Source organism: Faecalispora jeddahensis (assembly GCF_000577335.1).
Lineage (GTDB): Bacteria > Bacillota > Clostridia > Oscillospirales > Acutalibacteraceae > Faecalispora > Faecalispora jeddahensis.
On record NZ_CBYL010000004.1, the window covers coordinates 65,493 to 90,230 of the forward strand.

Genomic DNA, 24,738 nt, shown 5'->3' on the forward strand with positions numbered 1-24,738 from the left:
GGGGAGGTAAAATGGAAGAGCGCAATATTTATCAAGATATTTCGGAACGCACCAACGGTGATATTTATATTGGTGTGGTCGGCCCGGTTCGCACGGGCAAATCTACCTTCATCAAAAAGTTCATGGATACCATCGTCATCCCCAACATGGACGAAAACAGCCGGCGTGACCGCGCGATCGATGAAATGCCTCAATCCGCCGCGGGCCGCACCATTATGACGACGGAACCAAAATTCATTCCGGAGCAGGCGGTCACCGTAAATATTGACGACAGCGCCACGTTCCGCGTGCGCATGATCGACTGCGTGGGCTACATTGTTCCCAGCGCGCTGGGGTATATTGAAAACGATCTGCCGCGCATGATCCGCACCCCGTGGTACGACGAGCCGATCCCCTTCAATATGGCGGCGGAAATCGGCACGCAAAAGGTCATTACCGAGCATTCCACCATCGGGCTGCTCATTACGACGGACGGCAGCATCAGCGAAATTCCGCGGGAAGAATATGAAGAGGCGGAAGAGCGCGTTGTTTCGGAGCTCAAGGAAATCAAAAAGCCCTTTATCATTCTTCTCAACTGCACAAACCCCACTGCGCCGCAGTCTCAGGCGCTGGCGGAAAACATGCAGAAGCGCTACAAGGTTCCCGTGCAGCCGGTGAACTGCCTCGAGCTGAACGAAAAGGAAATCCGCGATGTTCTGGCAAAGATCCTGTTCGAGTTCCCGGTCAAGGAAATCAAAGTCGAAATGCCGCACTGGCTCTCTACGCTCGAAAAGAAGCACTGGCTGCGCTCCGCGATCTTCCAGATCATTCAGCAGTCCGCCTCGAAAATCTCGCGCATCCGCGAGGTGGGCGGCCTGGTGGATGACGTGTCGAAATGCGAGCACGTCGGCTCCGCGCAGACGCTTTCCGTCGATTTGGGAACCGGCTGTGCCAGAATCGGAATTCAGCTGAAAAACGACCTGTTCTACCGCATTCTCGGCGAGCAGACGGGGCTGGAGCTGCACAACGAGGGCGAGCTGCTCTCCTCCGTTCTGGAGCTGGCAAAAATCAAGATGGAATATGACAAGATTCGAGACGCCTACCAGGATGTACTCGATACCGGCTACGGAATTATGATGCCGACGATCGACGAGATGAGCCTGGAAGAGCCCGAGATCATCAAGCAGGGCGGCAAGTACGGTGTCCGCCTCAGAGCGGCCGCGCCGTCGATCCATTTGATCCGCACCAAAATCACAACGGAGCTGACGCCCATTGTAGGCTCGGAGCAGCAGTCGGAAGAGCTTGTCATGTCCATGATGAAGGAATTCGAGGAAAGCCCCGTTAAAATCTGGGAGTCGAATATCTTCGGCAAGTCTCTGCATGAGCTGGTCAACGAGGGAATGCATAACAAGCTGTACCGCATGCCGGCCGACGCGCGCGACAAGATGAAGGAAACGATCGAGCGTATCATCAACGACGGCTGCAACGGTCTCATTTGTATCATCCTGTAACATAACGCGATCTCTTTGCTCCGCAGGGAGTAAGTTGATTTATTTCACCCCAAACAGAAAAAGCCGCGCTCTGCATTGGCTATCATTGGGCCAAGACAGAGCGCGGCTTTTTCTTTACGATCGATTCTTTTTTGAGAAAACAGAAATTTCTCTCTGCCGCAGGCGGCGAGAAGGATTCCTGGCCTTTTTCGGCCGTTCACCGCAAACAGAGGCTTGAACAAGCCGAAAACGGAACTCATTCTATTTTGTCGTCAGCCCTGAAAGGTGTGATAGAATACCGTTTTGGAAAGCTCAAAGCGGTCGTTATGCAGTCTGCTGGGCTTTGCTTCCTCATTGGGGTAGCCCATCATCAGAATGGCCATGGGAACCAGCGCCTCGGGAATATGGAACTCGCGGCGCACCGCCTGCGGATCAAATTGCATCACCCAGGTCGAGCCGATCCCCAGCTCACTGGCCTGAAGAATCATGTGCGTGCCGACAATGCCCATATCTACCTCGCCGCTGTCGGCGTTGTCGTAATCCTTGCGCTTCCAGCTCACTTCTTTTTCATAGCATACCACAAGCGCCAGAGTCTGGTGAAAACGGAACGGGCAGCATTTTGCCAGAAGCTCCATCTCCGCGGGTGTGTTCAGCACCAGAATTCTCTGCGGCTGACTGTTGTGGGCGGTGGGGGCAATCCGGCCCGCTTCTAAAATCAAATCCAGCTTATCCTGCTCCACAGGCTTGTCGCTGAATTTTCTCATCGAATACCTGTCCTTTGCCAATTCCAAAAAGCTCATATTGCAACCTCCTGAGTAAAAGATGTTTGCCGTTTTCCGCTCAGCCGTCACGGCTCCGCTGAAAACGGCGCGAATAAAAAATGTCTCGGAGCGATCACGCCCCCGGGCTGAATAGCATAGTATTTCCGTTTTTGCGCGGGCTTCTTATCAGAATACAGTCCTTCATTTGGATCTCTCCGTCGGCGGCGCGCGCTTTTTGTTTTGAGGTGGGTGTTTCTTCGCGGTATTTAAGTTTGAGTATAATCGATTTGTCAGAGGTTTTAATTACCAAACAGAACCAAAAATACCGTTCTTTGTCTTTATTATATCGCCCTTTTTTCCGGGATGCAAGAATTCCTTTTCCTTTTTTGGTGCTTCTGCCATATGACTTTTCTTGCATTTAAAGCATAAGAAGGATATAATAGAATAGCTGAAAAGTTATCTCTGCAATCGTTGTCATACGCATGTGGCTTATATTGCACGAGTCAATACTCTATAAAAGGAAGTGGCAGAATGTTCCCAATTTTAAAAAAGCGAAGACTGAACGATACCATGACATTAATGGAGGTGGAAGCGCCGTTTATCGCAAAAAAAGCGAAGGCAGGGCAATTCATCATCCTGCGTGTCAATGAATTCGGTGAAAGAATTCCGCTGACAATTGCAGACTACGACCGCGAAGCGGGTACGATTACGATCATTTTCCAAAAGGTGGGAAAAACGACTCTGCTGCTTGACCAGTTGGAGGAAGGGGAAAAGATTCTGGATTTTATCGGGCCCCTCGGCACAGCCTCTCACCTGGAAGGATACAAAAAGGCCGCGGTGATCGGCGGCGGCGCGGGCTGCGCAATTGCGTACCCGCAGGCAAAGGCCCTGCATGAAATGGGCGCTCATGTCGATATGATCGCCGGCTTCCGCAGCCAGGATATCATCATTCTGGAGGAGGAAATGCGCGCGGCGAGCGACAATCTGTTCCTGATGACCGACGACGGCTCCAACGGCAACAAGGGCTTTGTCACCGACGCGTTAAAGGCGCAGATTGATGCCGGCGCCGATTATGATCTGGTGGTTGCGATCGGCCCGCTGCCCATGATGCGCGCGGTCAGCAATTTGACAAAGCCGTACGGCATTAAGACGATCATCAGCATGAACCCGATTATGATCGACGGCACCGGCATGTGCGGTGGCTGCCGCGTAACAGTAGGCGGCGAGACCAAATTCGCCTGTGTGGACGGTCCCGATTTCGACGGCCATCTGGTGGATTTCGACGAAGCGATCCTTCGCACCAGAACTTACAGGGAAGATGAAGCGAGAGCGACCCGCGAATACAACTGTCATCTGATGGAGGGCGCAAAGAATGGCTAACATGAATCCGAAAAAAACACCGATGCCGGAACAGGATCCGCTGGTGCGCAATCATAATTTTGAAGAGGTTACTCTGGGCTACACCGATGAAATGGCTATGGAAGAAGCGCAGCGCTGCCTGCAGTGTAAACATAAGCCTTGTATCAGCGGATGTCCGGTCAATATCAGAATTCCCGAATTCATCCGCTGTATTACAGAGGGGGATTTGGAGCAGGCTTACCATATCATTACCTCTACAAGCTCTCTGCCGGCAGTATGCGGCCGTGTATGCCCGCAGGAAACACAGTGTGAGGCTAAATGCGTGCGCGGCATTAAGCACGAGCCGGTCGGAATCGGCCGCCTGGAGCGTTATGTTGCAGACTGGTACATGAATAACCGCGAAAGAAAGCCTGTGAAAACAGAGCAAAACGGACATAAGGTCGCCATTATCGGCGCGGGCCCCGCAGGCCTTACCTGCGCCGGTGATTTGAACGCGATGGGCTATTCCGTCACCGTTTTTGAGGCCCTGCATACCGCGGGCGGCGTACTGATGTACGGCATCCCGCAGTTCCGTCTGCCGAAAGAAATCGTGCAGAAGGAAATCGATCTGCTCAAATCCAACGGAGTAACCATCGAAACCGATATGGTGATCGGCAAGGTTCTTTCTGTGGACGAGTTGTTTGAAATGGGCTTTGAGGCGATCTTTATCGGCTCCGGCGCCGGACTGCCGAGCTTTATGAACATCCCGGGCGAGGGCCTTGTCGGCGTGTACTCTGCCAACGAGTTCTTGACCCGCATCAATTTGATGAAGGCGTACAAAGAGGGTTACGATACCCCGATCATCCGGCCGAAGAACGTTGCCGTCTGCGGCGGCGGAAACGTCGCGATGGATGCAGCCCGCAGCGCGAAGCGCCTGGGCGCCGAAAATGTATATATCGTATACCGCCGTGCGGAGGAGCAGATGCCTGCCCGCCGTGAGGAAATCCACCACGCCAAAGAGGAAGAGATCGATTTCCGCCTGCTGACGAATCCGGTTGCCATTCATGGTGACGAAAACGGCAGAGTGACCGAAATCGAGTGCATCCGTATGGAGCTCGGCGAGCCCGACGCGAGCGGCCGCCGCAAGCCGGTGGAGGTAGAAGGCTCGAACTTCCGTCTTTCGGTAGACTGCGTTGTCATGGCCATCGGCAATTCGCCGAACCCGCTGCTCCAGAGAACAACGGAGGGCCTTGAGACGAACCGCCATGGCTGCCTGATTGTCAACGAAGAAACGCTGCAGACCACCCGTGAGGGCGTATTTGCCGGCGGAGACGCGGTGACCGGTGCGGCAACCGTTATTCTGGCGATGGGTGAGGGCAAACATGCCGCGAATTCTATCGACGAATACATCAAGAGCAAAAAGTAATTTTATTCTGAATGACAGGGAACCCGTTGTTTATAAAACAGCGGGTCCCTTTTTTATTTTCAGAGCAGTATACAAAAGAATTCTTTTGTATACTGCTCTGAAAATCTTTCTGTTTGAGAGAGGAAAGGTTCGGCGTTCTCTTTTGGTACTTGCTGTCATATAAATAGAGTTGACGGGAGGGATATCAAAATGAATCGTAAGTATAACAGAACAGACGGCATGGAAGACGATGACATCATCTTGAACCGGGCAAATGATATTTACAGTGAATCAGACAATACAAATAGCCGCTACGACAAAATGGACAGAATCGATGAGGACGGCTACGAGTATAATTACGATTACCATTACATAAAGCCCCAGGGATATGAAGAGGACGAAGAGGATTTCCAGCCGCGGCAAAAGAAAAAGACGAAAAAGATGCTGATCTTTGTACAAATGCTGCTTTGCATCACCGTTCTGGTAACCGCCATGCTTTTGAAAATCACAGGCGGGAATGCCTATCAGAGCATTCGCGAATGGTACCTGAGTCACGCTGGGGATTCCATCATCGCGCAGGAATCCTTCAATCATTTTACCCGCACCTGGGTACAGTTTTTCTCTTCCTCTCCGGCAGAACAGGGGAAGCAGGCATCTTCTGTACCAGAATCTTCAGTGCCGGAATCCTCTGCACCGGCTTCTTCTGCTCCTTCTTCTGCGCCGTCCTCCTCACTGCCGGATATTTCTTCTACAGTCTCTGGAATTGCCTATACCACCAGTGTTTCTTCCAAAACGCCGGTGTTTGTTTCTGTGTTTCTAGATACCCCGGTAAAAAACGGCGTGATCACCTCCGGCTTTGGTCCGAGGGACGGCGGCATTCACCTGGGCATTGACATTGCCGCCGACGCCGGCAGTAACATTGTGCCCGCAATGCCCGGCAAGGTGGAGTTCAGCGGAGAAAATTCCTCCTATGGAAAATACATTCTGATCGACCACGGCTCCAATATTGAAACGAGATACGCGCACTGTGAAAAACTGCTGGTAAAGAAAGGGGATATCGTTACCTATTCCCAGCCCATCGCCCTGGTTGGCAGTACCGGGGATTCGACCGGCCCGCACGTACATTTTGAACTGATTCTGTCCGGCGTCTGCTATGATCCGCAGCCGCTGCTGAAAAACAGGACGGTCTGATGCGCTTCACGGTTGGTGGCTGCCAAGTCACAGTGCAGTTCTGGTTTATGGCGCTGGTAACGCTGTCCCTGTTCTTAGACAGAAGCGGAATGGCCGGAATCGGGCTGGTCGCGGTGATTCTGCATGAAAGCGGGCATCTGCTGATGATGTCGCTCGTGGGCACTCCACCGGAGCGACTCTCTATGAGCCTGTTTGGTCTTGAGATCTGCCAGAAAAGCGGCAGCTGCCGCACTTATCATCAGGATGCCTGGATCGCGGCGGCGGGTCCTTTGGCAAGCCTGTTCTTTTTTGCGCTCTGCTGGATAGGATATGAGCTGACCAGTTCGCTGTATTTGGCGAATCTGGCCGCAGCGAATCTGATGCTCGCCCTTTTAAACGGACTGCCGGTCGGCCCACTGGACGGCGGCCAGACTCTGTATGCTCTGCTCTGCAAAAAATACCCGGCAGAAACCTGCGAAAAAATTGTAGAGATCGTTTCCTTTTTTGTGATCCTTCCTGTTGCACTGGCCGGCTTTCTGGTTTTACTGCAGTCGCGCTATAATTTTTCTTTGCTGATTGTCAGCGGATACCTGATGTTAATGCTTCTATTGAAAAAGGGAAGATATTTTTAACGGACTGCTGAAGCACCGTATCATTTGATTTGATTCACAAAATATTTAGAATATTGTTGCTTTTATCTAAGCAGGCATTGTGTTATAATAACCTCACGGCATAGACGAAAGCGGAGCTTTCGATGCCTGAGAGAACATTGAATCATCCTGTCCGGCAGGGAAAAGCAGTTGAGTTTTTCGAATCAGCTTGCTCTGGTGGGGATGATAGAATAACCTCACGACACAAGCGAAAGCAAAGCTTTCGATGCCTGAGAGAACATTGAATCATCCTGTCCGGCAGGGAAAAGCAGCTGAGCATTTTGAATCAACTGCTTTGGAGGAGATGATAGAATAAAACAAAGCTTTCGACGCCTGAGAAGACATCGAAAGGTCACAAATCATCAGTTAGATATTTTTTGTGTCTGGATTTAGTATTTTTATAAACTCATATTGGAAATTTATGATATAATAATGATTAAAGTTATATTCTTTTTTTGACGTCCTGTTTACACTTAAAAACGATATAAATCGGGAATGATAAGGAAAAACGGCGGTTTGCGGCCGGATCGGGCAGCTTGCCCGCGCCCTGCTAATCACCGGATAGGGAGATGAGAGAAATGATAAAAACAGAGGAGTATCCTGTCACTGAGGGTATAAACTTTCGCAGTATTCAGGATACCAGATTTAAAACTCTGCGTATTGCAGTCAATTTCATGTTGCCTTTGGAGAAAGAAACGGCGGCAGCAAATGCGCTGCTTCCTTTTTTATTGAGTCGTGCAAGCCGGGAATACCCCGATTTTACACGCTTGAATGAGCGCCTCTCAGAGCTGTATGGCGCGGCGATTCACGCCGATGTGCGAAAGCTGGGAGAAGCTCAGGTGCTTTCCATCGCGGCGGCCGGTCTTGCAGACCGCTACGCGCTCGAGGGAGAAAGCATTTCAGCAGAGCTTTCGCATCTGCTGTGCAGTATTTTATTTGATCCGCCGCTTGTGGACGGGCTGTTCCCGGAGGACGGCTTTGAACAGGAAAAAAGACAGACGATCGAAATGATCGATTCTGATTTCAACGATAAACGCACTTTCGCGCGTCTGCGCTGCGAACAGCTGATGTGTGACCGCGAGGCCTTTGGAATCAACCGCTATGGCAGCCGTGAGGATGTGACGGCGCTGCAGAGAGAAGAGATGACCAAGGTATGGGAACGCGTGCTGCGCACTGCCCGCATTGAGATCATGGCACTTGGCGACTGCGACCCGGTGCCGATTTACGACAGCTTTTTGAACGCGTTCAAAAAGCTCGACCGCGACCCGGTGCCGGAACTACACACGGAAATCATCAAGGAAGTGACAAAGCCGCGTGAATTTTCCGACACGATGGAGGTTGCCCAGTCCAAGCTGGTTCTGGGGCTCCGCGCCGGAGCTGCCGTTCCGCAGGACGCGGTGGCGTCCACAAAGCTGATGTCCGCAGTACTCGGCGGCACACCCAGCTCCAAGCTGTTTTTAAATGTTCGCGAAAAGCTGAGCCTTTGCTACTATTGTGCCTCCCGCTATGACTGGAATAAGGGTATTATTCTGATTGAAAGCGGTGTGGAAACGGAAAATATCGACCGGGCCCAGACAGAAATTCTCGGTCAGCTGGATGAAATCCGTGCCGGGAAGGTGACGGAAGAAGAGCTTCTCGCAGCAAGGCTGAGTGTCGGCAACAGCTACCGCACCGTCGGGGATTACCTGGGCGGCCTTGAAAACTGGTATGTTTCCCAGGCATTCTGCGAAAAGATCCAGTCGCCGGAAGAAGCGGCGGAAGAAATCAACTCCGTTACCATGGAGCAGGTGGTTCAGGCCGCAAATCGCGTCGTTCTGGATACGGTCTACCGCATGGTCGGAAAGGAGGAGGCAGAGGAATGAGAATGGAAAAAATCACAAACGAACGCGTACAGGACAGCTACTACAGCGTCAAACACCCGAGCGGCCTGCGTATTTTCGTTTACCCGAAAGAGGGAAGCAACTCAACCTATGCCATCTTCGGCACCCGTTACGGCTCGGTAGATACCAGCTTCCGGCGCTCCGATGAACAGGAAGTCAGCACGGTTCCGGAGGGCATTGCGCATTTTCTGGAGCACAAGCTGTTTGAGAGCGAAGACGGAGACGCTTTTGCGCGTTATGCAAAAACCGGAGCCTCCGCCAATGCGTACACCTCGTTCGACATGACCTGCTATTTATTCTCCTGCACCGAGAACGTGTATGAGTCGCTCGAAATCCTGCTGGATTTTGTTCAGTCTCCATATTTTACCGAGCAGACCGTGCAGAAGGAGCAGGGAATCATCGGCCAGGAAATCCGGATGTACGACGACGACCCGCAGTGGAGGGTCATGTTTAATCTGCTCAAAGCCCTGTATCACCACCATCCGGTGAAGATCGATATTGCCGGTACGGTAGAGAGCATTGCAGAAATCACGCCGGAGTATTTGTACCGCTGCTACCACACTTTTTATAATCTGAATAATATGGCTCTGTGCGTCGCAGGGAATATCGATCCCGAGCGCGTTTTAGAGCTGTGCGATAAAATGCTCAAGCCCTCCGAACCGACCCAGGTAGAGCGCATTTTTGAGGAAGAGCCTGCCGGCGTGGTGCAGGATCGTGTGGAGCAGAAGCTTTCCGTTACGATTCCTCTGTTCCAGCTTGGCTTTAAGGAGCCCGCACGCCGCCGTAATGTTCAGGAGCTGGCGCAGACGGATGTTCTGCTGGAGCTGTTGGCCTCCGATGCATCTCCGCTGTACCGCCGTCTACTGGATCAGAACCTGATCAACACCGCCTCCTTCGGCAGCGAATACTTTGAGGGACCAGGCTATGCCGCCGTGATTTTCTCCGGGGAATCGAAAGACCCGGACACTGTCGCAAAGGAAATCCGCGAAGAAATCGAACGCCTGCGCAAGGAAGGAATTTCGGCCGAGGCCTTTGAAAGGGCCAGAAAAGCCGTGTACGGCCGCAATGTGGCCGCGCTCAACAGCGCCGAAGCCATTGCGAACGCGATGATTTCTCTGACGTTTGCAGAGCGCGAGCTGTTCTCTTATATCGACGCGCTGGCTACCGTTCAGCTTCCGGACGTTCAGAAACGATTGGAAGAACAGCTCCTCACGGAAAATTCTGCTCTGTCAGTGGTTTTCCCTATCAAATAATTGGAGGCAAGCTTTCATGTACCAGGTTCATACCGTCGAGTTCCCAAAAATGGGGCTCGACTTCAACATAAACCCAACCGCCTTTTCGATCGGCGGATTTACAATTCAGTGGTATGGCGTCATTATTGCAATGGGATTTCTGCTGGCCTTTTTGTATCTGATGTTCAGCTGCAGAAAGTTCAACGTTGACCAGGACAGGCTGATTGACGCCGTGATCGTCGGCATGATTGGCGGAATCATCGGCGCAAGACTGTACTACGTTATTTTTTATCCCGGCGACCAATACGTGAAGGATCCTCTCAGCATTTTGTATATTTGGAACGGCGGTCTTGCCATTTACGGCGGGATCATCGGCGGTCTGCTCTGCGGCGCGCTGATGGCAAAGCTGCGCGGCCTGAAAATCGCCGCTGTTCTCGATCTGGCGGCCCTCGGCTTTTTGATTGGACAAACTGTAGGCCGTTGGGGCAACTATGTGAATCAGGAGGCTTTCGGCACTGCGACCGATCTGCCCTGGGGCATGATCAGCGACCGTACGCGCCTGATCGTCGACGGCCCGGTTCACCCTTGCTTTCTGTATGAATCTCTGTGGTGCCTCGTGGGCTTTGGCCTTCTGCACCTGTTTGCGACCAAGCTGCGCAGATACGACGGGCAGGTTTTCCTGCTGTACCTGATGTGGTACGGTCTTGGCCGTTTCTGGATTGAAGGGCTGCGTACCGACAGCCTGATCGCTCCGGTTCTGAACCTGCGGGTTTCTCAGCTTCTGGCTGCTGCCACCGTTCTGATTGCGCTGGCGTTTCTGGCGATCTTCCGCAACAAAACCAGCCTGACCGGCATCGGATCGCCCAAGGTAATGGCTCTCAATGGAATTACCCTTGCTGCGGTGGAAGGTGCAGCTGATGATGGGAAAAGCACTATCTTCGGCGATATTACTCCCAAGCCCGAATTAGAGGGATCAGAGGAAACCGAGGAAGCCCTGGAGGAAGAAAAAACAGAAGAAGTTCTTTCTGAAGATATCCAATCGCAGGCATCCGCAGAGGATGCAGCGGCTCCGGAAGAAGCGGATTCGGCAGAAGAGACCGGTTCAAACGAAACCACACTGCAAGAAGCCGGTGAAGCAACAGAGATCATAACGGAAGAGGCTCCCGCACAGGAGTCCGCCGATACACACGAAGAATAAACCGAGCCTCAAATTTGTGGGGAAGCGGAAATAAGGGGAAAATACGGGAGGCAACCTATGGCTCAATTGATTGATGGAAAGGCGATTTCTGCCGCAGTACGCAAACGCATCGCGGAAGAAATCCAGTCACTGCAGGAAGAACAGGGAATCACCCCCGGCTTGGCCGTTATTTTGGTAGGGGAGGATTCCGCGTCTGAAGTGTATGTAAAAAACAAAGGCAAGGCCTGCGAAGAGGTCGGCATTGACTTTGAATTATATCGGCTTTCGGCCTCTGCCACACAGCAGGAGCTGGAAGAAACAATTCGTTCTCTGAACGACCGGGAGGACATCGACGGCATCCTGCTGCAGCTTCCGCTGCCAAGCCATCTGGATGCAAACCAGTTTGTCGGCCTGATTCGGCCGGATAAAGATGTTGACGCGTTCCACCCGGAAAACATTGGACATATCATGCGCGGAGATTTCGTTTTTCTGCCCTGCACTCCTGCGGGGATTATGGAGCTGCTGCGTGCATCCGGAATCGATCCGGCGGGGCAGCGTTGTGTCGTAATAGGCCGCAGCGATATCGTCGGCAAGCCGACGGCAATGCAGATGCTGCACGCGGACGCCACCGTTACCATTTGCCACAGCAAAACACAAAATCTGGCGGAGGTCTGCCGCGAGGCGGACATTCTGGTAAGTGCCGTAGGGCAGGCCGGTCTGATTACCGGCGATATGGTTCGCCCCGGTGCTGTCGTCATCGATGTTGGGATGAACCGCAACGAAGAGGGCAAACTGTGCGGTGACGTGGACTTCGCTTCGGTGGAGCCGGTTGCGTCTTACATCACGCCAGTACCCGGCGGCGTCGGCCCGATGACGGTTGCCATGCTGCTGCAAAATACACTGGAGGCAGCCAAACGGCACAGCGGAATTACCGGATGACGCCTTCATTACAATGAACAGAGGTTTCTTGGATGGGAAAAATATTAGATTGCATAGAATCCCCAAGGGATCTGCGATCCTTGACAATGGATGAACTGAACGTACTGTGCAGAGAAATCCGACAGGAGATTATCCGCACTGTGGCGAAGAACGGCGGGCATCTGGCATCCAATCTGGGAGTTGTGGAGCTCACCGTTGCTCTGCACTATGTCTTTGATGTTCCGTTTGACAATATCGTGTGGGACGTGGGGCATCAGTCCTACACCCACAAAATCCTGACCGGGCGCAAAAAGCAGCTGTGTACCATCCGTACCCAGGGCGGGCTTTCAGGCTACCCAAACCCCAAAGAAAGCGACTGCGACCCGTTTCATTCGGGGCACAGCAGTACCTCCATTTCAGTTGCTCTGGGGCTGGCCAATGCAAAAAATCTTCACAATGACCCCGGCCACGTGGTTGCAGTGATTGGCGACGGCGCCCTGACCGGCGGTCTGGCCTATGAGGGCCTGAACAACGCGGGGCGTTTCCCGAAAAATTTCATCGTCATTCTCAACGACAACAAAATGTCGATTTCAAAAAATGTCGGTTCCATTGCCCGGTATCTGGCACATATCCGTACGCAGCCGGGTTATCTAAAGGCAAAGGGAACCGTAGAGGGAATCCTCGATCACCTGCCGGTGCTCGGCGACCCGATCAGCAATGTTCTGCAAAAATCCAAAACCCTGCTCAAGCAGGCGCTTTATAAGGGCACCTTGTTTGAGGATATGGGCTTTGCCTATTATGGCCCGTATGACGGCCACGACGTGGAACAGATGATTTCTGTACTGCAAAGCGCAAAAGAGATCAACCGGCCCGTTTTGCTGCACGTCATTACCGCAAAAGGAAAGGGCTACACCTTTGCAGAGAAAAATCCGGACGCGTTCCACGGGGTCTCCTGTTTTGACATCAAAACGGGGGAATCGCAGGCTTCCGGCGAGAATTTTTCCAAGGTCTTCGGCAAAAGTCTTTCCGCCATGGCCAAAAAGGATGAACGCATCTGCGCGATTACGGCCGCCATGGAGAGCGGAACCGGTCTTGTCGGCTTCCACAAAGCGTTTCCCGATCGTTTCTTTGACGTGGGAATCGCGGAGGAACACGCTGTTACCTTTGCCGGCGGACTTGCGGCCGGCGGAATGCTGCCGGTGTTTGCCGTGTACTCCAGCTTTTTGCAGCGCAGCATCGATCAGGTGATTCACGACGCGGCTTTGCAGAATTTGAAAGTGACATTCGCGATCGACCGCGCCGGGGTCGTGGGTGAGGATGGTGAAACCCATCAGGGACTGTTCGACGTTTCCCTGCTCAGCGCCATCCCGAACATGACGATTTTTTCCCCGGCCTATCATGAGGAACTGGAGCTTTTGCTCCATCAGGCAGTTTACGAGTGTCCCGGAGTCACAGCAGTACGCTATCCCCGCGGGGGCCAATTGTATCAGCCGAAGGATTTCACGATTACGGGAAACTCTTTCGACGAATACGGTGACACCGAAGCGCCTGTGGTGCTGGTCACCTACGGCAGAATCTTTTCCATGGCCTGTCTTGCGGCAAAAAAGCTGCAGAAGGAAGGGATTTCGGTTCGGATCATCAAGCTCAATCGTATCCACCCGGTGGACCCACAGGCGATTAATGCCTGCATGAATGCCCGTCACACCTTCTTTTTTGAGGAAGGCGTCCGGCAGGGCGGGGTAGGCGAGCATTTTCTGTATCTGATGTACCAGCAAAATTATGCGGGGAAAACAACCCTGCAGGCGGTGGAAAACCGCTTTGTCAAGCATGCTACCATGCGCCAGTCTTTGGCTGAGCTGGGGCTGGACAGCGAAGGCATGAAAAATAGGATTCAAACGGAGTATCTAAAGTGACGGAGAAAAAAAGACTCGACACCCTTGTATTTGAAAAAGGTTTTGCAGAAAGCCGTGAAAAGGCCAAAACCCTGATCATGCTGGGGAACGTTTATGTAGATAACCAGAAATCAGACAAACCGGGAACCATTCTCCCTGCCGACGCGGCCATAGAGGTGCGCGGGCAGGGGCTGCGGTATGTCAGCCGCGGCGGTCTCAAGCTGGAGAAAGCGATCGAGCTGTACGCGCTTGACCTTTCGGGCCTTACCTGTATGGACATCGGCGCTTCTACCGGCGGCTTTACCGACTGCATGCTTCAGAACGGCGCCGAAAAGGTGTATTCGGTAGATGTCGGCTACGGCCAGCTCGCGTGGAAGCTGCGCACAGACCCCCGGGTGGTGAATCTGGAACGAACGAATGTGCGTTACTTAACCTCGGAGCAGGTGCCGGATCCCATCGATTTTTTCAGTGTGGACGTGTCCTTTATTTCTCTGACTCTGGTGCTGCCGGTGGCAAGAACCTTTCTTTCCGACAACGCGAGGGCGCTTTGCCTGATTAAGCCACAGTTTGAAGCCGGGCGCGAAAATGTCGGAAAAAAGGGTGTGGTTCGCGATCAGGCAGTCCACAAGCAGGTGATTGTCAAAATTCGAGATTTCGTCCTTGCGCATGGATTTTCCGTACTGGGACTTACCTTCTCGCCGGTCAAGGGGCCGGAGGGAAATATTGAGTATTTGATCTATTTGCAGAAATCGGAACATCCGGAGGATGCCAGCGGACAATCCGTGCCGGATTTGGTGGAGCAATCCCACATCGAGCTAAACGGTGGTGATACACATTGATTGCAGCAGTGATTCCTAATCTGACAAAAACAAATGCGGAACAGGTGACGCAGGAGCTTGTCAAAGAGCTGCGCCGTCTGGGAATCCATGTCTGCATGGACGCAGCTCTGTACAGCAGCTTTCCGTACCGCGATATTGAATTTTTTGAGGATTTTCTTGGCATGATAGCTGCATGCGATATCGTCATTGCCGTAGGCGGCGATGGTACGATCATTCACGCGGCCAAGCACGCCGCTCTGGCCGACAAGCCGATTCTGGGTGTCAATGCCGGCAGAATCGGGTTTGTCGCCGGTCTGGAGCCGAACCAGCTGCATCGTCTGCATCAGCTGTTGGACGGCACCTATAAGGTCGAGCGCCGCCTGATGCTCGAGGCCTCTTTAAAAAGCGAGCAGTATCAAAATGTGTATTACGCGCTGAACGAAGGGGTGATATCCCGCGGTTCCCAAAGCAGGATTCTCGATTTTCAGGTTTCTTATAACGACAACAATCTTTGCCACTACCGTGCGGACGGCCTGATCGTTGCAACGCCGACCGGCTCTACGGCGTATTCTCTTTCCGCGGGCGGCCCGGTGATCGAACCGGCGATGCGCTGCCTGCTGCTGACCCCGATTTGCCCGCATTCTTTGATGACACGCTCGGTCGTGTTCGGTGAGGACACCACCTTGCACATCAACGCGGTGCCGAACGGGCAAAGCGAAATCTTTTTGACTCTCGACGGAGAAACAACGATTCCCGTAACAGAGGACGAATGCGTACGCTTTCAAAAGTCTGCCCGGTCGGTCAGCCTGATCGACCTGAAATATCAAACCTTTTACGAAGTAGTGAATGAAAAACTTTCAGAACGGAGAGCGTGACATGAAAACAAGACGTCATACGAAAATTCTGGAACTGATCAGCGAATATCAAATCGATACGCAGGAGGAACTCCTGCGCCGGCTGAAAGAGGCTGGCTTCGATGTAACGCAGGCCACGGTATCCAGAGATATTAAAGAGCTTCGCCTTGTTAAGATTCTGTCTGCAGACGGAAAGTACCGTTATGCAAACAGTCAGGAGCCGTCTAGGGATATTTCCGGAAAATTCTATTCGCTGTTTGAGGATTCCGCCGTGGATGTGGACAACGCCATGAACCTTGTGGTCATCAAGTGTCTGACGGGAATGGCCAACGCCGTCTGCGCCGCAATGGACAGCCTTCGCTGGGAAAAGGTGGTGGGCACCGTGGCTGGCGACGACACCGTGCTTATCGTGTGCAAAACGCCGGAGACAGCGCTTGAGCTGACAGAGGACCTTAAAAAACTGATTGTTGGCAGGTGATAGCAGATGCTCTCGCAGCTGTATATCGAAAATGTGGCTGTTATTGAAAAATGCGGGCTGGATTTTGACGCCGGCTTTAATGTGCTGACCGGAGAAACCGGCGCCGGTAAATCCATCCTGATCGACTCGATCGGCGCGATTCTGGGCGAGAGAACCTCACGTGAGCTGATCCGCACCGGGGCTTCCTCCGCTTTTGTCAGCGCTGTATTTTCCTCGCCGAACGGCCATGTCCTGCAAAAGCTCACAGAGCTCGGCTATTCCGCCGATGAGGAAGGCAATGTCCTGATTCAAAGGGAAATCAGCCAGACGGGGAAAAACACCTGCCGCATCAACAGCCGGCCGGCCACGGTATCTGTATTAAAAGAGATCGCCCCGTTCCTTGTCAATACCCATGGGCAGCATGAAAGCTACCAGCTGCTTTCACCGGATCTGCATATTCGGTACATAGACCGTGTGGGCGAGCTTCTGCCTTTGCTTGGCGAATACCAGCACGCTTACCGGAATATGTGCCGGATCCGCGACGAGCTGCAGGCGTTCGATCTGGACGAATCGCAGAAGGAGCGCCGGATGGATCTGCTGAAATACCAGATTCAGGAGCTGGAAGAAGCCGCGCTGCGCCCCGGCGAGCAGGAGCAGCTGACGGAAAAACGCACGCTGTACCGCAACAGCGAGCGCCTGGCACAGCAGTTTCAGCTGGCACGGACTTTGCTCGATGGGGAAGAAGAGGGCGGCGTTCTGTCCGCCATGGCGCAGATCAGCTCCGCTTTGCTCGATGCAAAGCGCTATCTTCCGTCGGCCGAGTCATTGTCCGACCGTTTTCAAAATCTGGAATACGAGCTGCAGGACTGCAGTGCGGAACTAAGCCGCACCGCGGAGCTTTTGGACTATGACCCCGCGGAGCTGGAGCAGATTGAAGACCGGCTCGATTTTTTGTACCGGCTCAGCCTGAAATACGGTGAGACAGAAGAGGACATACTGGGTTATCTTGAAAACTGCCGCGCCGAGCTGCAGAACATTGAGCTTTCCGATGAACGTCTGGCCAAGCTGAACGAGCAGTACGAAAGCGCCAAGGAAGAAGCGATCCGCCTTGCGAAGCTTCTTTCCGCACAGCGTAAAAAGGCGGCGTCCAGATTTATCGAGAGCGTAAAAAAGGAACTGCAGTTTTTGAATATGCCGGGAGTTTCGTTTGAGGTTGAGCAGGAGCGCTGCCCGCTCAACGCGACCGGCTGCGACAAGATTCAGTTTCTGCTTTCCACCAATCCGGGGGAGCCGCCGAAGCCGGTAGCGAAGATCGCGTCCGGCGGTGAGCTGTCGCGTATTATGCTGGCGATTAAATCGGTACTTGCGGGGAAAGATGAAGTGGACACCCTAATTTTTGATGAGGTGGACACCGGTATCAGCGGCAGCGCCGCGCAAAAGGTGGGCCTTAAGCTGCGTCAGGCCGCTGAGGGACATCAGGTGATTTGTGTGACTCACCTGGCGCAGATCGCCGCCCTGGCCCAGAACCATCTGCTGATTCAGAAGAAACAGCAGCAGGACCGCACCTTCACAGAGATCACCCCGCTCGATGCTGAGGGCCGCGCCAACGAGCTGGCGCGCATTATGGGCGGATTCCCCATTACGGAGCTGATGCTGGAAAACGCCCGCGAAATGCTTCGGCTCGCGGAGCAGGCGCCGGGAAAGGCCGGGGCTTGACAAGGCAAAAAACATTCGTTATAATGCAAATCAATGGCGAAGATGGAAAAAAGTACAGGAAAGCGGCCGGTACAGAGAACCTGCGGTTGGTGCAAGCAGGGGCGGAAGCTTCCCGGAAATACATTCCTGAGCCGTCGGGCTGAGAAAGCGGCAGATTGCCGGATTTAGGCTCGTCCGGGGTACGCCCGTTAGCGCGTTTGGGTAATTTTTTACCCGTGAGGCCGCCGCCGTGAGGCTGCGGTAAACTGAGGTGGTACCGCGGAATTTCCGCCCTCTGCAGGAGAAAAACGCAGGGGGCTTTTTATTTTCCCCTTGCAGACTGAATTGGAGGAAATGGAAAATGGGAGTATTTGACGAACTGGAAGCAAGGGGCATGATCGCCCAGATCACAAATGAAGAAAAGGTAAGACAGCTGCTGAATGAGGACAAGATCGCTTTTTACATTGGCTTTGACCCGACAGCGGACAGCCTGCACGTAGGGCATTTCGTTCAGATCATGGTCATGGCGCATATGCAGAGAGCAGGCCACACACCGATCGCGCTGTTCGGCGGCGGCACCGGCATGATCGGCGACCCCTCCGGGAAGAGCGACATGCGCAGAATGCTGACGAAAGAGGATATTGACCACAATATCGCATGCTTTCAAAAGCAGATGTCCCGCCTGATCGATTTTTCTGAGGGAAAGGCGATTATGGCAAACAACGGCGACTGGCTGCTGAACCTGAACTATATTGAATTTATGCGCAAGGTCGGCGTGCATTTTTCCGTGAACCGCATGCTGGCGGCGGAATGCTATAAGCAGCGCCTGGAGCGCGGGCTTTCCTTCTTCGAGCTGAACTACATGATCATGCAGAGCTACGACTTTTTCGAGCTCAACGAGCGCTACAACTGCATTCTGCAAATGGGCGGAGACGACCAGTGGAGCAATATCATCGGCGGGGTCGAGCTGATCCGCCGCATGAAGAGCAAAGAAGCCTACGGCATGACCTTTACGCTGCTCACCACCAGCGAGGGCAAGAAGATGGGCAAAACGGAAAAAGGCGCCGTATGGCTCGATCCCGAAAAAACCTCTCCGTTCGATTTCTACCAGTACTGGCGCAATGTGGATGACGCGGACGTGGTTCGCTGCATGAAGTTGCTGACCTTCCTGCCGCTCTCTAAAATCGCAGAGTACGAGGCGATGACCGGCAGCGAGCTGAATCAGGCAAAAGAGGTTCTGGCCTTTGAGGTGACAAAGCTGATCCATGGGGAAGAGGAAGCCGCAAAAGCGCAGGAAGCCGCGCGGGCCCTGTTCGGCGGCGGCAGAAATTCCGATAACATGCCCAGCACGGAGCTTTCCGCTTCTGATTTAGCGGACGGTTCGATGGGCATTCTGGAAGTAATGATCAAAGCAGGTTTGATTCCGTCCAAGGGCGAGGGCCGCAGACTGATTCAGCAGGGCGGCGTTTCGGTGGATGACCAGAAGATCACCGCAGTTGAGCATGTGCTGACAGCGGCTGATTTTGAAAAGGGCTTTGTCATCATTAAAAAGGGCAAAAAGGTATTCCACAAGGTGATCCTCCAAAAATAAAGGCATACCGCTTTTCAGATTGGATTGATTTTATTTTGCTGTTTCTTCCCCTGTCTTTGGCGGGGGAAGAAACAAGGTGTATTGAATGAGATATTTTTCAGAACTGAGAGGGGGAGGAATCATGAAACGTCGCTGCTGGCCCGCTCCGATTGCAACCGCCGCACTGACATTGCTTCTGTTCTTCCTCTTTGACCTGTATCCTTTCGAAAATCAGACCCTGGCCTGGTGCGACATGAAGCAGCAGGTCATTCCCTTTTTGCTCGATTTCCAAAACATATTAAAGGGAAACGCCGATTTCCTCTTAAACACGCAGAATGCGGGCGGAATGAGCTTTTTGGGCGTTTTCTTCTTTTTTGTATCGAGCCCGTTTACCTTTTTGGTACTGTTTGTTCCGTCAGAGCAGATGTATCTGTTTGCGAACATCCTCGTTCTGCTGAAAATGGCGTTATGCTCGTTTACCGCAGCGCTCTTTTTCCGGCATCGGTTTTCCAATCTCAACACCGTGCAGATTCTGGCACTGTCGATCATGTATGCCTTTGGCGGGTACACCATGCTGTATTTTCAGAACATGGTATGGCTCGACGTCATGGCGATGTTTCCCATCCTGATGATCGGGCTGGACCGGCTGATCCGGCAGCGCAAACCGCTTTGCTATGCGCTGAGTCTGGCGGCGATCATGGTTCTGAATTTTTACCTGACCTATATGGTCGTTCTCTTTGTAGTTCTGGCGTTCGGAATTTATCTGCGCCTGACACAGGAGAAAGTGGAGGAGAGAAGACAATCGGTTCTTCTGCTGGGGATTTCCACAATTTGCGCATTGCTGGCCACCGGTGTGGTCTGGCTGCCGTCTCTGTTTCAATATCTGTCGTCGGCCCGCACCGTCGGTTTGATCGAGAGCATTTCCTCCGGCACACTATTGACCAGCTTTTATACCACGCTGCCCATTCTGCTTTGCAGTGCGGGCGTGTTTGCCGCACTGGCGTGCTTGAACCCGCGCAAATGCTGGCAGGATTCCCACATGCGCAGTCTGCTGATTCTGTGGGTACTCCTTGTTGTGCCTTTGTTTATCGAGCCGATCAATAAAATGTGGCACACCGGCAGCTATCAGGCTTTCCCGGCACGGTACGGATATATGACGGCTCTTCTCGGCCTTCTGTTTTTGGCCAAGGCGATCTCCGACCTGAATCGGGAGGAAGGGCGCTTCCTGCATCAGGATTGGCCGGGAATCGGCATTGGCATTTTCCTTTTTGCCTGCATGTCTCTGGTGGCATATCTACTTCTGTATTACCGCTACCGCGATTTGAGCGTCTACACCAGAACTCTTTGGCTGGATGAAAACGCCGTGCTCTATTTTCTGCTGTTTACGGTGCTGGCCATCCTGTGCTACTATTTGATTCTGTATTTGTACCAGCATCAATATCTGACTAAAAAATATTTCTCGTTGTTTCTATTACTGCTGGCTTGCTGTGAATCCGTATTTTCCGGCAGTGTGTTTATCGGCTCGGCGGCAAATCCGGTGTCTTTTTACAGCTCCGTGTTCGATCTGAAAGATAAAATAGACGACACCGATTTGTACCGGGTGAAAAACGGACACAAGTATTTTGACGTCAACCTTTTGGGTGGGATCAATTACCCAACGCTCAATCACTATACCTCGCTGACAGACGAGGATTTTATGTTCGCGATGAAGCGGATGGGGTATTCCTCCTACTGGATGGAGGTCAGCTCCCACGGCGGTACCGAGCTGACGGACGCCCTGTGGGGAAACCGCTATACCATCAAGCGGGAGTACGAAACAACCGACCGCGATCATATCCTTTATCAAAATGACCGCTACGCTCTTGTCAAGAACCAGGAACTGATGTCCTTTGGAACCGTCATTCAGTCCGACGACATCAGTGAGATGAAGGATCTGCCGAGCATGACCCGCCGCGAAATTCAGCAGTATCTTTTTACAAAGGTATTTGGTTCAGAGGAACAGCTGACGGAGGAATATGAACCGTCCTCTACAACAAATCTGTTTGTGTACGACACCGGCTCCCAGATGGAGCTGGTACGGGAAAATTCCGAAAAGGACGGCGATCTGGAATACCACATCCTGGTGGAGGGAACGCAGACCTTGTATCTGGACTGCTTCGATCAGGTCACCAATCATCTGACGGAACCGGCTTATAAAAGCCTGCGTGTTTCTGTCAATGACGAAACAGTGGCGTATCAGTACCCGACCCAGCAGGAAAACGGACTGCTCAATCTCGGTACCTTTACCGATGAAACCGTAGACATCCGCGTTTCGGTTCTTCGTGATTTCCATGCGAAATCGTTCGGCGTGTTCGGTATGAATCTGGAAACACTTGACGCCGCCGAGGCTTCCGCGCCTAAGGTACAGCTGACGCAAAACGGGAACAGCATTTCCGGAACTGTGCAGGCCTCAGGCAATAATCCCTATTTGCTGCTGCCTCTTTCGTACCAGAAGGGATATTCTTTTCAGGTAAATGAAGAAAAATCAGCCGAAGCATCTCAGGTGTTCGGCGATATGATCGCCATTCCTTTGGAACAGGGAGAAAACAGGGTAACGATCACGTTTGTGCCGCAGGGCCTGAAACCCGGTATTCTTCTTTCCGTTTTGGGTATTTTCGCGCTCCTGGGATTCTGGCTGTTTTTAAGAAAGGGAGGCTACCGTTACCTGAGGCCGCTGGAGCCGCTGGCTTTGTGGGCCTACCGGATTTTGTTCTGCGCCGTTCTGGCCGGGGTTTATTTGTTCCCGCTTGTTATTTACGCATTCGGGTAGCAGGGAAGAGAGACTCTACTTCAGCTTTACTTTTGCAATGATAAAAGTAAATTATAATGGAATTTGCAAAAAGGGCCACGCGAAAACGCGTGGCCCTTTTTATACACCTGATCGATCACAATTCTAACGGTCGGCTATCATAAAATCAAGTGAAGTTATAATTAAAATCTACCACAGACAGTCTATGAAATATATAAGATCGGCATATTCGGCAGCTCTTTGGACAGCTTTTCCCGTAAAAAAGACTCGGCTTCTGCGCGTATATCGTTTCGGTAACAGTATTTGCCGCGCCCGCGCCCGGTCATCGTCTCCCGGTTAAACAGTTCCACGCCATTGGGAAATGCATCTGTATTAATGGCATTTTGAACAAAGCTGTAGGTCATCAGTATGATTTCTATAAAACCGTTTTGCGTCACCTTTGGGCTCAGTTCTTCCGCTAGCTGCTCGATCAGTTCCCCATACAGGCGCTTCCAGTCCGGCACCAGGATGATTGGCGCAAGTAACATCCCCACCGGATACCCTGCTTCCGCCATATCATTCAGTGCCCCAATGCGTGCGTGCAGCGGCGATGTCCCCAGCTCTATGCGGCGGATGAGCTCCTCCGGATTGATACTCATGCGAAATATGGTCTTTCCTCCGTGGTCAAGGCTCAGCAAGGGTTTTACCATATCAAATTTGGTGGGGAAGGTAAGGTGTCCGCGGCCCTCACGCGCAAAACGCTCGATGGTATAAATAAGATTATCCGTAATGGTGTTTTCCAGCACCAAATCGCTGTTGCTGCCGATTTCAAAGGTCTGCGGCGCAGGAGCTTCGGCATCCTTTTTCAAAATTCTGTCCAGCATTTGCTCACGGTTTACGAACAGGCGCAGATAGGCACATTTGTTATAATTGCATACCAGATAGCAATACAGGCACATGGCTCTGCACCCCGAAGAGGTATACGGTACCAGCCAGTCGGAAACTTTATAATTCGGCACATATTTATGTGTTTTTCTCAGGCCGATGATCAGATGCTGTTTGAGCTTTGGGAAGTCCCGATTTTCCGAAGCCGTCAATTCCGGTATCCGGTTATGGCTCTCAATTTCGATCCAAGGCAAGCTTTCATATTTGGCCCGGAGCATTTTTCCCAATTCATAATGAAGTGCAGCCGGTTCGTAATAAACCGCATCAAAACCCATATTCACTGTAAACGCCTCCTCTGCACTCAGTTTTCCCAAAACAGCGGATACTATAGCAATAAGGATTCTGTGCTGCACATCGTTTTGAATCAAAACAGTCATGTGTCATTTTTTAGTTGAAATGGAACCACGCAAAAAGCACCTGAAGCTTCTTCAAAGAAGCTTCAGGTGCTTTTTTTAAATCAGGATTTCTCCCAAATCAATTTAGTCCTGTGGTTCTCTCATCGCCTGCTCAATGGCGGTCAGGGTTTCCGGATAATCCGCAAAGGTAACCAGTAAAGACACTTCATCTTCCGACGTGGTGATAATCCGTACATCGGTCGAAACACGGGCTGCTGCTGCAAATACTGCGGCCGCAATACCGGGGGTATGTTTCATACGCTGATCGCTCACGGTAATTTTACTGTTGCCGCTGCTGACGATCATTTTGATTTCATGTCTTGCCTGCAGCTCAGAGGTGAATTGCAGCATTCTTCCCAAATCTTCATCTGCAATCGTAAACGAAAGAGAGGTGAAGGCCCCTTGTGTGGGGGACAGGGAAATCATATCGACATTCACTTCCAGCGCTGCGATCTTTTCGAATATCTCCGATAAAAAGGAAATATTCGCCGAGCAGTTCTGCAAAGTGATCAGGGTAATTTCACTGGACGAAGCAATGGTCGCTCCTGGCATCATGATTCCTCCTTATGATCGGCCAGCAGGTCGCTCATGTTGTATAAACCCGCAGGCTTACCGATTAGGAACAGAGCGGCATTGATAGAGCCTGTTGCGAAAATCTCTTTGGATTGAGCCGAATGAGTGATGCTCAAAATCTCGTCGGGGCCGGCAAACAGAACCTCGTGTTCCCCAACGATGGTGCCGCCGCGAACAGAATGCAGACCGATTTCCGTTTTGCTTCTCTTCTTGCGCTGAGAATGCCGATCATATTCGTAATGGGGTTCTTCTTCCACTACAGAAGAGATTGCGTCTGCAATCATCAGTGCGGTACCGCTGGGAGCATCGACCTTCTGATTATGGTGCTTTTCGATGATCTCTACATCGAACTGGCCCCACAGTACAGAAGCAGCCTTTTTCGCAAGCTCGATCAGCAGATTGACCCCAAGGGACATATTGCCGGAGTAAAAGATCGGGATGCTTTGGGCAGCTCTTTTGATTTGAGCCACCTGATCCTTCGAATAGCCCGTAGTGCAGATAACCATGGGCATTTTACGGGAAAGCCCCAGCTCCAGCAGGGAAGAGAGAAGAGAGGGGTTGGAAAAATCAATCAGAACATCCGCTTCGCAGCTGATATCGGCCGGAGTAGAGAACACGGGAAATTCCTTTTCCACGCCGGTAAAAGCATCGATTCCCGCAACTGTGATGCAGTTGGGGCGGGTTTTCAGCCCCGCGGCAATCTGATTGCCCATTTTTCCGTTGCACCCGCTTATGATAAATCTAGTCATTTTATCATTCCATTCTTAAATTA

The 24,738-nt window shown here is 52.2% G+C and carries 20 protein-coding genes and 1 other annotated feature; of the genes, 16 read left to right on the forward strand and 4 right to left on the reverse strand.

What is annotated here, in order from left to right:
• The first annotated feature begins 11 nt into the window (after nucleotides 1-11).
• Nucleotides 12-1,490, forward strand: coding sequence for a stage IV sporulation protein A (spoIVA, locus tag TY09_RS02580; RefSeq protein ID WP_020071751.1), 1,479 nt, complete (start codon nucleotides 12-14; stop codon nucleotides 1,488-1,490).
• A gap of 251 nt (nucleotides 1,491-1,741) precedes the next feature.
• Here the strand turns inward: spoIVA and TY09_RS02585 are convergent, their stop codons facing one another.
• Nucleotides 1,742-2,269: a nitroreductase family protein gene (locus TY09_RS02585; protein WP_042430921.1), complete on the reverse strand. Its 528-nt coding sequence runs from the start codon at nucleotides 2,267-2,269 to the stop codon at nucleotides 1,742-1,744.
• Nucleotides 2,270-2,761: 492 nt separating this feature from the next.
• Between TY09_RS02585 and TY09_RS02590 the strand changes: the two genes are divergently transcribed.
• From TY09_RS02590 to TY09_RS02660, 15 genes are all read left to right on the forward strand, one after another.
• Nucleotides 2,762-3,610 (forward strand): sulfide/dihydroorotate dehydrogenase-like FAD/NAD-binding protein, encoded by an 849-nt coding sequence (locus TY09_RS02590; protein ID WP_020071748.1) that lies wholly within the window; start codon nucleotides 2,762-2,764, stop codon nucleotides 3,608-3,610.
• Nucleotides 3,603-4,994, forward strand: a complete 1,392-nt coding sequence (gene gltA, locus TY09_RS02595; RefSeq protein WP_042430925.1) for an NADPH-dependent glutamate synthase — start codon at nucleotides 3,603-3,605, stop codon at nucleotides 4,992-4,994. The genes TY09_RS02590 and gltA overlap by 8 nt, the downstream gene beginning before the upstream one ends.
• Before the next feature lie 189 nt (nucleotides 4,995-5,183).
• Nucleotides 5,184-6,164: a M23 family metallopeptidase gene (locus TY09_RS02600; protein WP_009064132.1), complete on the forward strand. Its 981-nt coding sequence runs from the start codon at nucleotides 5,184-5,186 to the stop codon at nucleotides 6,162-6,164.
• Complete coding sequence (locus tag TY09_RS02605) at nucleotides 6,164-6,775, forward strand: zinc metalloprotease (RefSeq protein WP_042430931.1); 612 nt, start codon at nucleotides 6,164-6,166, stop codon at nucleotides 6,773-6,775. The genes TY09_RS02600 and TY09_RS02605 overlap by 1 nt, the downstream gene beginning before the upstream one ends.
• Nucleotides 6,776-7,371: 596 nt before the next feature.
• Nucleotides 7,372-8,655 (forward strand): EF-P 5-aminopentanol modification-associated protein YfmF, encoded by a 1,284-nt coding sequence (gene yfmF, locus TY09_RS02610; RefSeq protein WP_042430934.1) that lies wholly within the window; start codon nucleotides 7,372-7,374, stop codon nucleotides 8,653-8,655.
• Nucleotides 8,652-9,926 carry an EF-P 5-aminopentanol modification-associated protein YfmH gene (gene yfmH, locus TY09_RS02615; RefSeq protein WP_042430936.1) on the forward strand — a complete coding sequence of 425 codons (1,275 nt, stop codon included), beginning with the start codon at nucleotides 8,652-8,654 and terminating at the stop codon, nucleotides 9,924-9,926. Before yfmF ends, yfmH begins: the two co-directional genes overlap by 4 nt.
• A 16-nt stretch (nucleotides 9,927-9,942) precedes the next feature.
• The gene (gene lgt, locus TY09_RS02620; protein WP_009063932.1) at nucleotides 9,943-11,103 is read left to right on the forward strand and encodes a prolipoprotein diacylglyceryl transferase; all 1,161 of its coding nucleotides are present in this window, start codon (nucleotides 9,943-9,945) and stop codon (nucleotides 11,101-11,103) included.
• 57 nt (nucleotides 11,104-11,160) lie between these two features.
• The gene (gene folD / locus TY09_RS02625) at nucleotides 11,161-12,021 is read left to right on the forward strand and encodes a bifunctional methylenetetrahydrofolate dehydrogenase/methenyltetrahydrofolate cyclohydrolase FolD (RefSeq protein ID WP_009063827.1); all 861 of its coding nucleotides are present in this window, start codon (nucleotides 11,161-11,163) and stop codon (nucleotides 12,019-12,021) included.
• Nucleotides 12,022-12,053: 32 nt separating this feature from the next.
• Nucleotides 12,054-13,913 carry a 1-deoxy-D-xylulose-5-phosphate synthase gene (gene dxs / locus TY09_RS02630; protein WP_042430938.1) on the forward strand — a complete coding sequence of 620 codons (1,860 nt, stop codon included), beginning with the start codon at nucleotides 12,054-12,056 and terminating at the stop codon, nucleotides 13,911-13,913.
• Complete coding sequence (locus tag TY09_RS02635; RefSeq protein WP_042430940.1) at nucleotides 13,910-14,731, forward strand: TlyA family RNA methyltransferase; 822 nt, start codon at nucleotides 13,910-13,912, stop codon at nucleotides 14,729-14,731. Before dxs ends, TY09_RS02635 begins: the two co-directional genes overlap by 4 nt.
• Nucleotides 14,728-15,585, forward strand: a complete 858-nt coding sequence (locus TY09_RS02640) for an NAD(+)/NADH kinase (protein ID WP_042430941.1) — start codon at nucleotides 14,728-14,730, stop codon at nucleotides 15,583-15,585. The genes TY09_RS02635 and TY09_RS02640 overlap by 4 nt, the downstream gene beginning before the upstream one ends.
• 1 nt (nucleotide 15,586) lies before the next feature.
• Nucleotides 15,587-16,042, forward strand: a complete 456-nt coding sequence (locus TY09_RS02645; RefSeq protein WP_009063564.1) for an arginine repressor — start codon at nucleotides 15,587-15,589, stop codon at nucleotides 16,040-16,042.
• Nucleotides 16,043-16,048: 6 nt separating this feature from the next.
• Nucleotides 16,049-17,737, forward strand: a complete 1,689-nt coding sequence (recN, locus tag TY09_RS02650; protein WP_042430944.1) for a DNA repair protein RecN — start codon at nucleotides 16,049-16,051, stop codon at nucleotides 17,735-17,737.
• Nucleotides 17,738-17,767: 30 nt separating this feature from the next.
• Nucleotides 17,768-18,015 (forward strand) — a binding site (T-box leader).
• 62 nt (nucleotides 18,016-18,077) lie between these two features.
• Nucleotides 18,078-19,307, forward strand: a complete 1,230-nt coding sequence (tyrS, locus tag TY09_RS02655; RefSeq protein ID WP_009063873.1) for a tyrosine--tRNA ligase — start codon at nucleotides 18,078-18,080, stop codon at nucleotides 19,305-19,307.
• Nucleotides 19,308-19,428: 121 nt separating this feature from the next.
• The gene (locus TY09_RS02660; RefSeq protein ID WP_042430950.1) at nucleotides 19,429-22,095 is read left to right on the forward strand and encodes a YfhO family protein; all 2,667 of its coding nucleotides are present in this window, start codon (nucleotides 19,429-19,431) and stop codon (nucleotides 22,093-22,095) included.
• 182 nt (nucleotides 22,096-22,277) lie between these two features.
• Here TY09_RS02660 and TY09_RS02665 read toward each other — a convergent pair whose 3' ends face one another.
• From TY09_RS02665 to dapB, 3 genes are all read right to left on the reverse strand, one after another.
• The gene (locus TY09_RS02665) at nucleotides 22,278-23,273 is read right to left on the reverse strand and encodes an SPL family radical SAM protein (protein ID WP_187119571.1); all 996 of its coding nucleotides are present in this window, start codon (nucleotides 23,271-23,273) and stop codon (nucleotides 22,278-22,280) included.
• Nucleotides 23,274-23,477: 204 nt separating this feature from the next.
• Nucleotides 23,478-23,948, reverse strand: a complete 471-nt coding sequence (locus TY09_RS02670) for an ACT domain-containing protein (RefSeq protein WP_009064317.1) — start codon at nucleotides 23,946-23,948, stop codon at nucleotides 23,478-23,480.
• Nucleotides 23,945-24,715, reverse strand: coding sequence for a 4-hydroxy-tetrahydrodipicolinate reductase (gene dapB / locus TY09_RS02675; protein WP_074432603.1), 771 nt, complete (start codon nucleotides 24,713-24,715; stop codon nucleotides 23,945-23,947). Before dapB ends, TY09_RS02670 begins: the two co-directional genes overlap by 4 nt.
• Nucleotides 24,716-24,738: the final 23 nt, after the last annotated feature.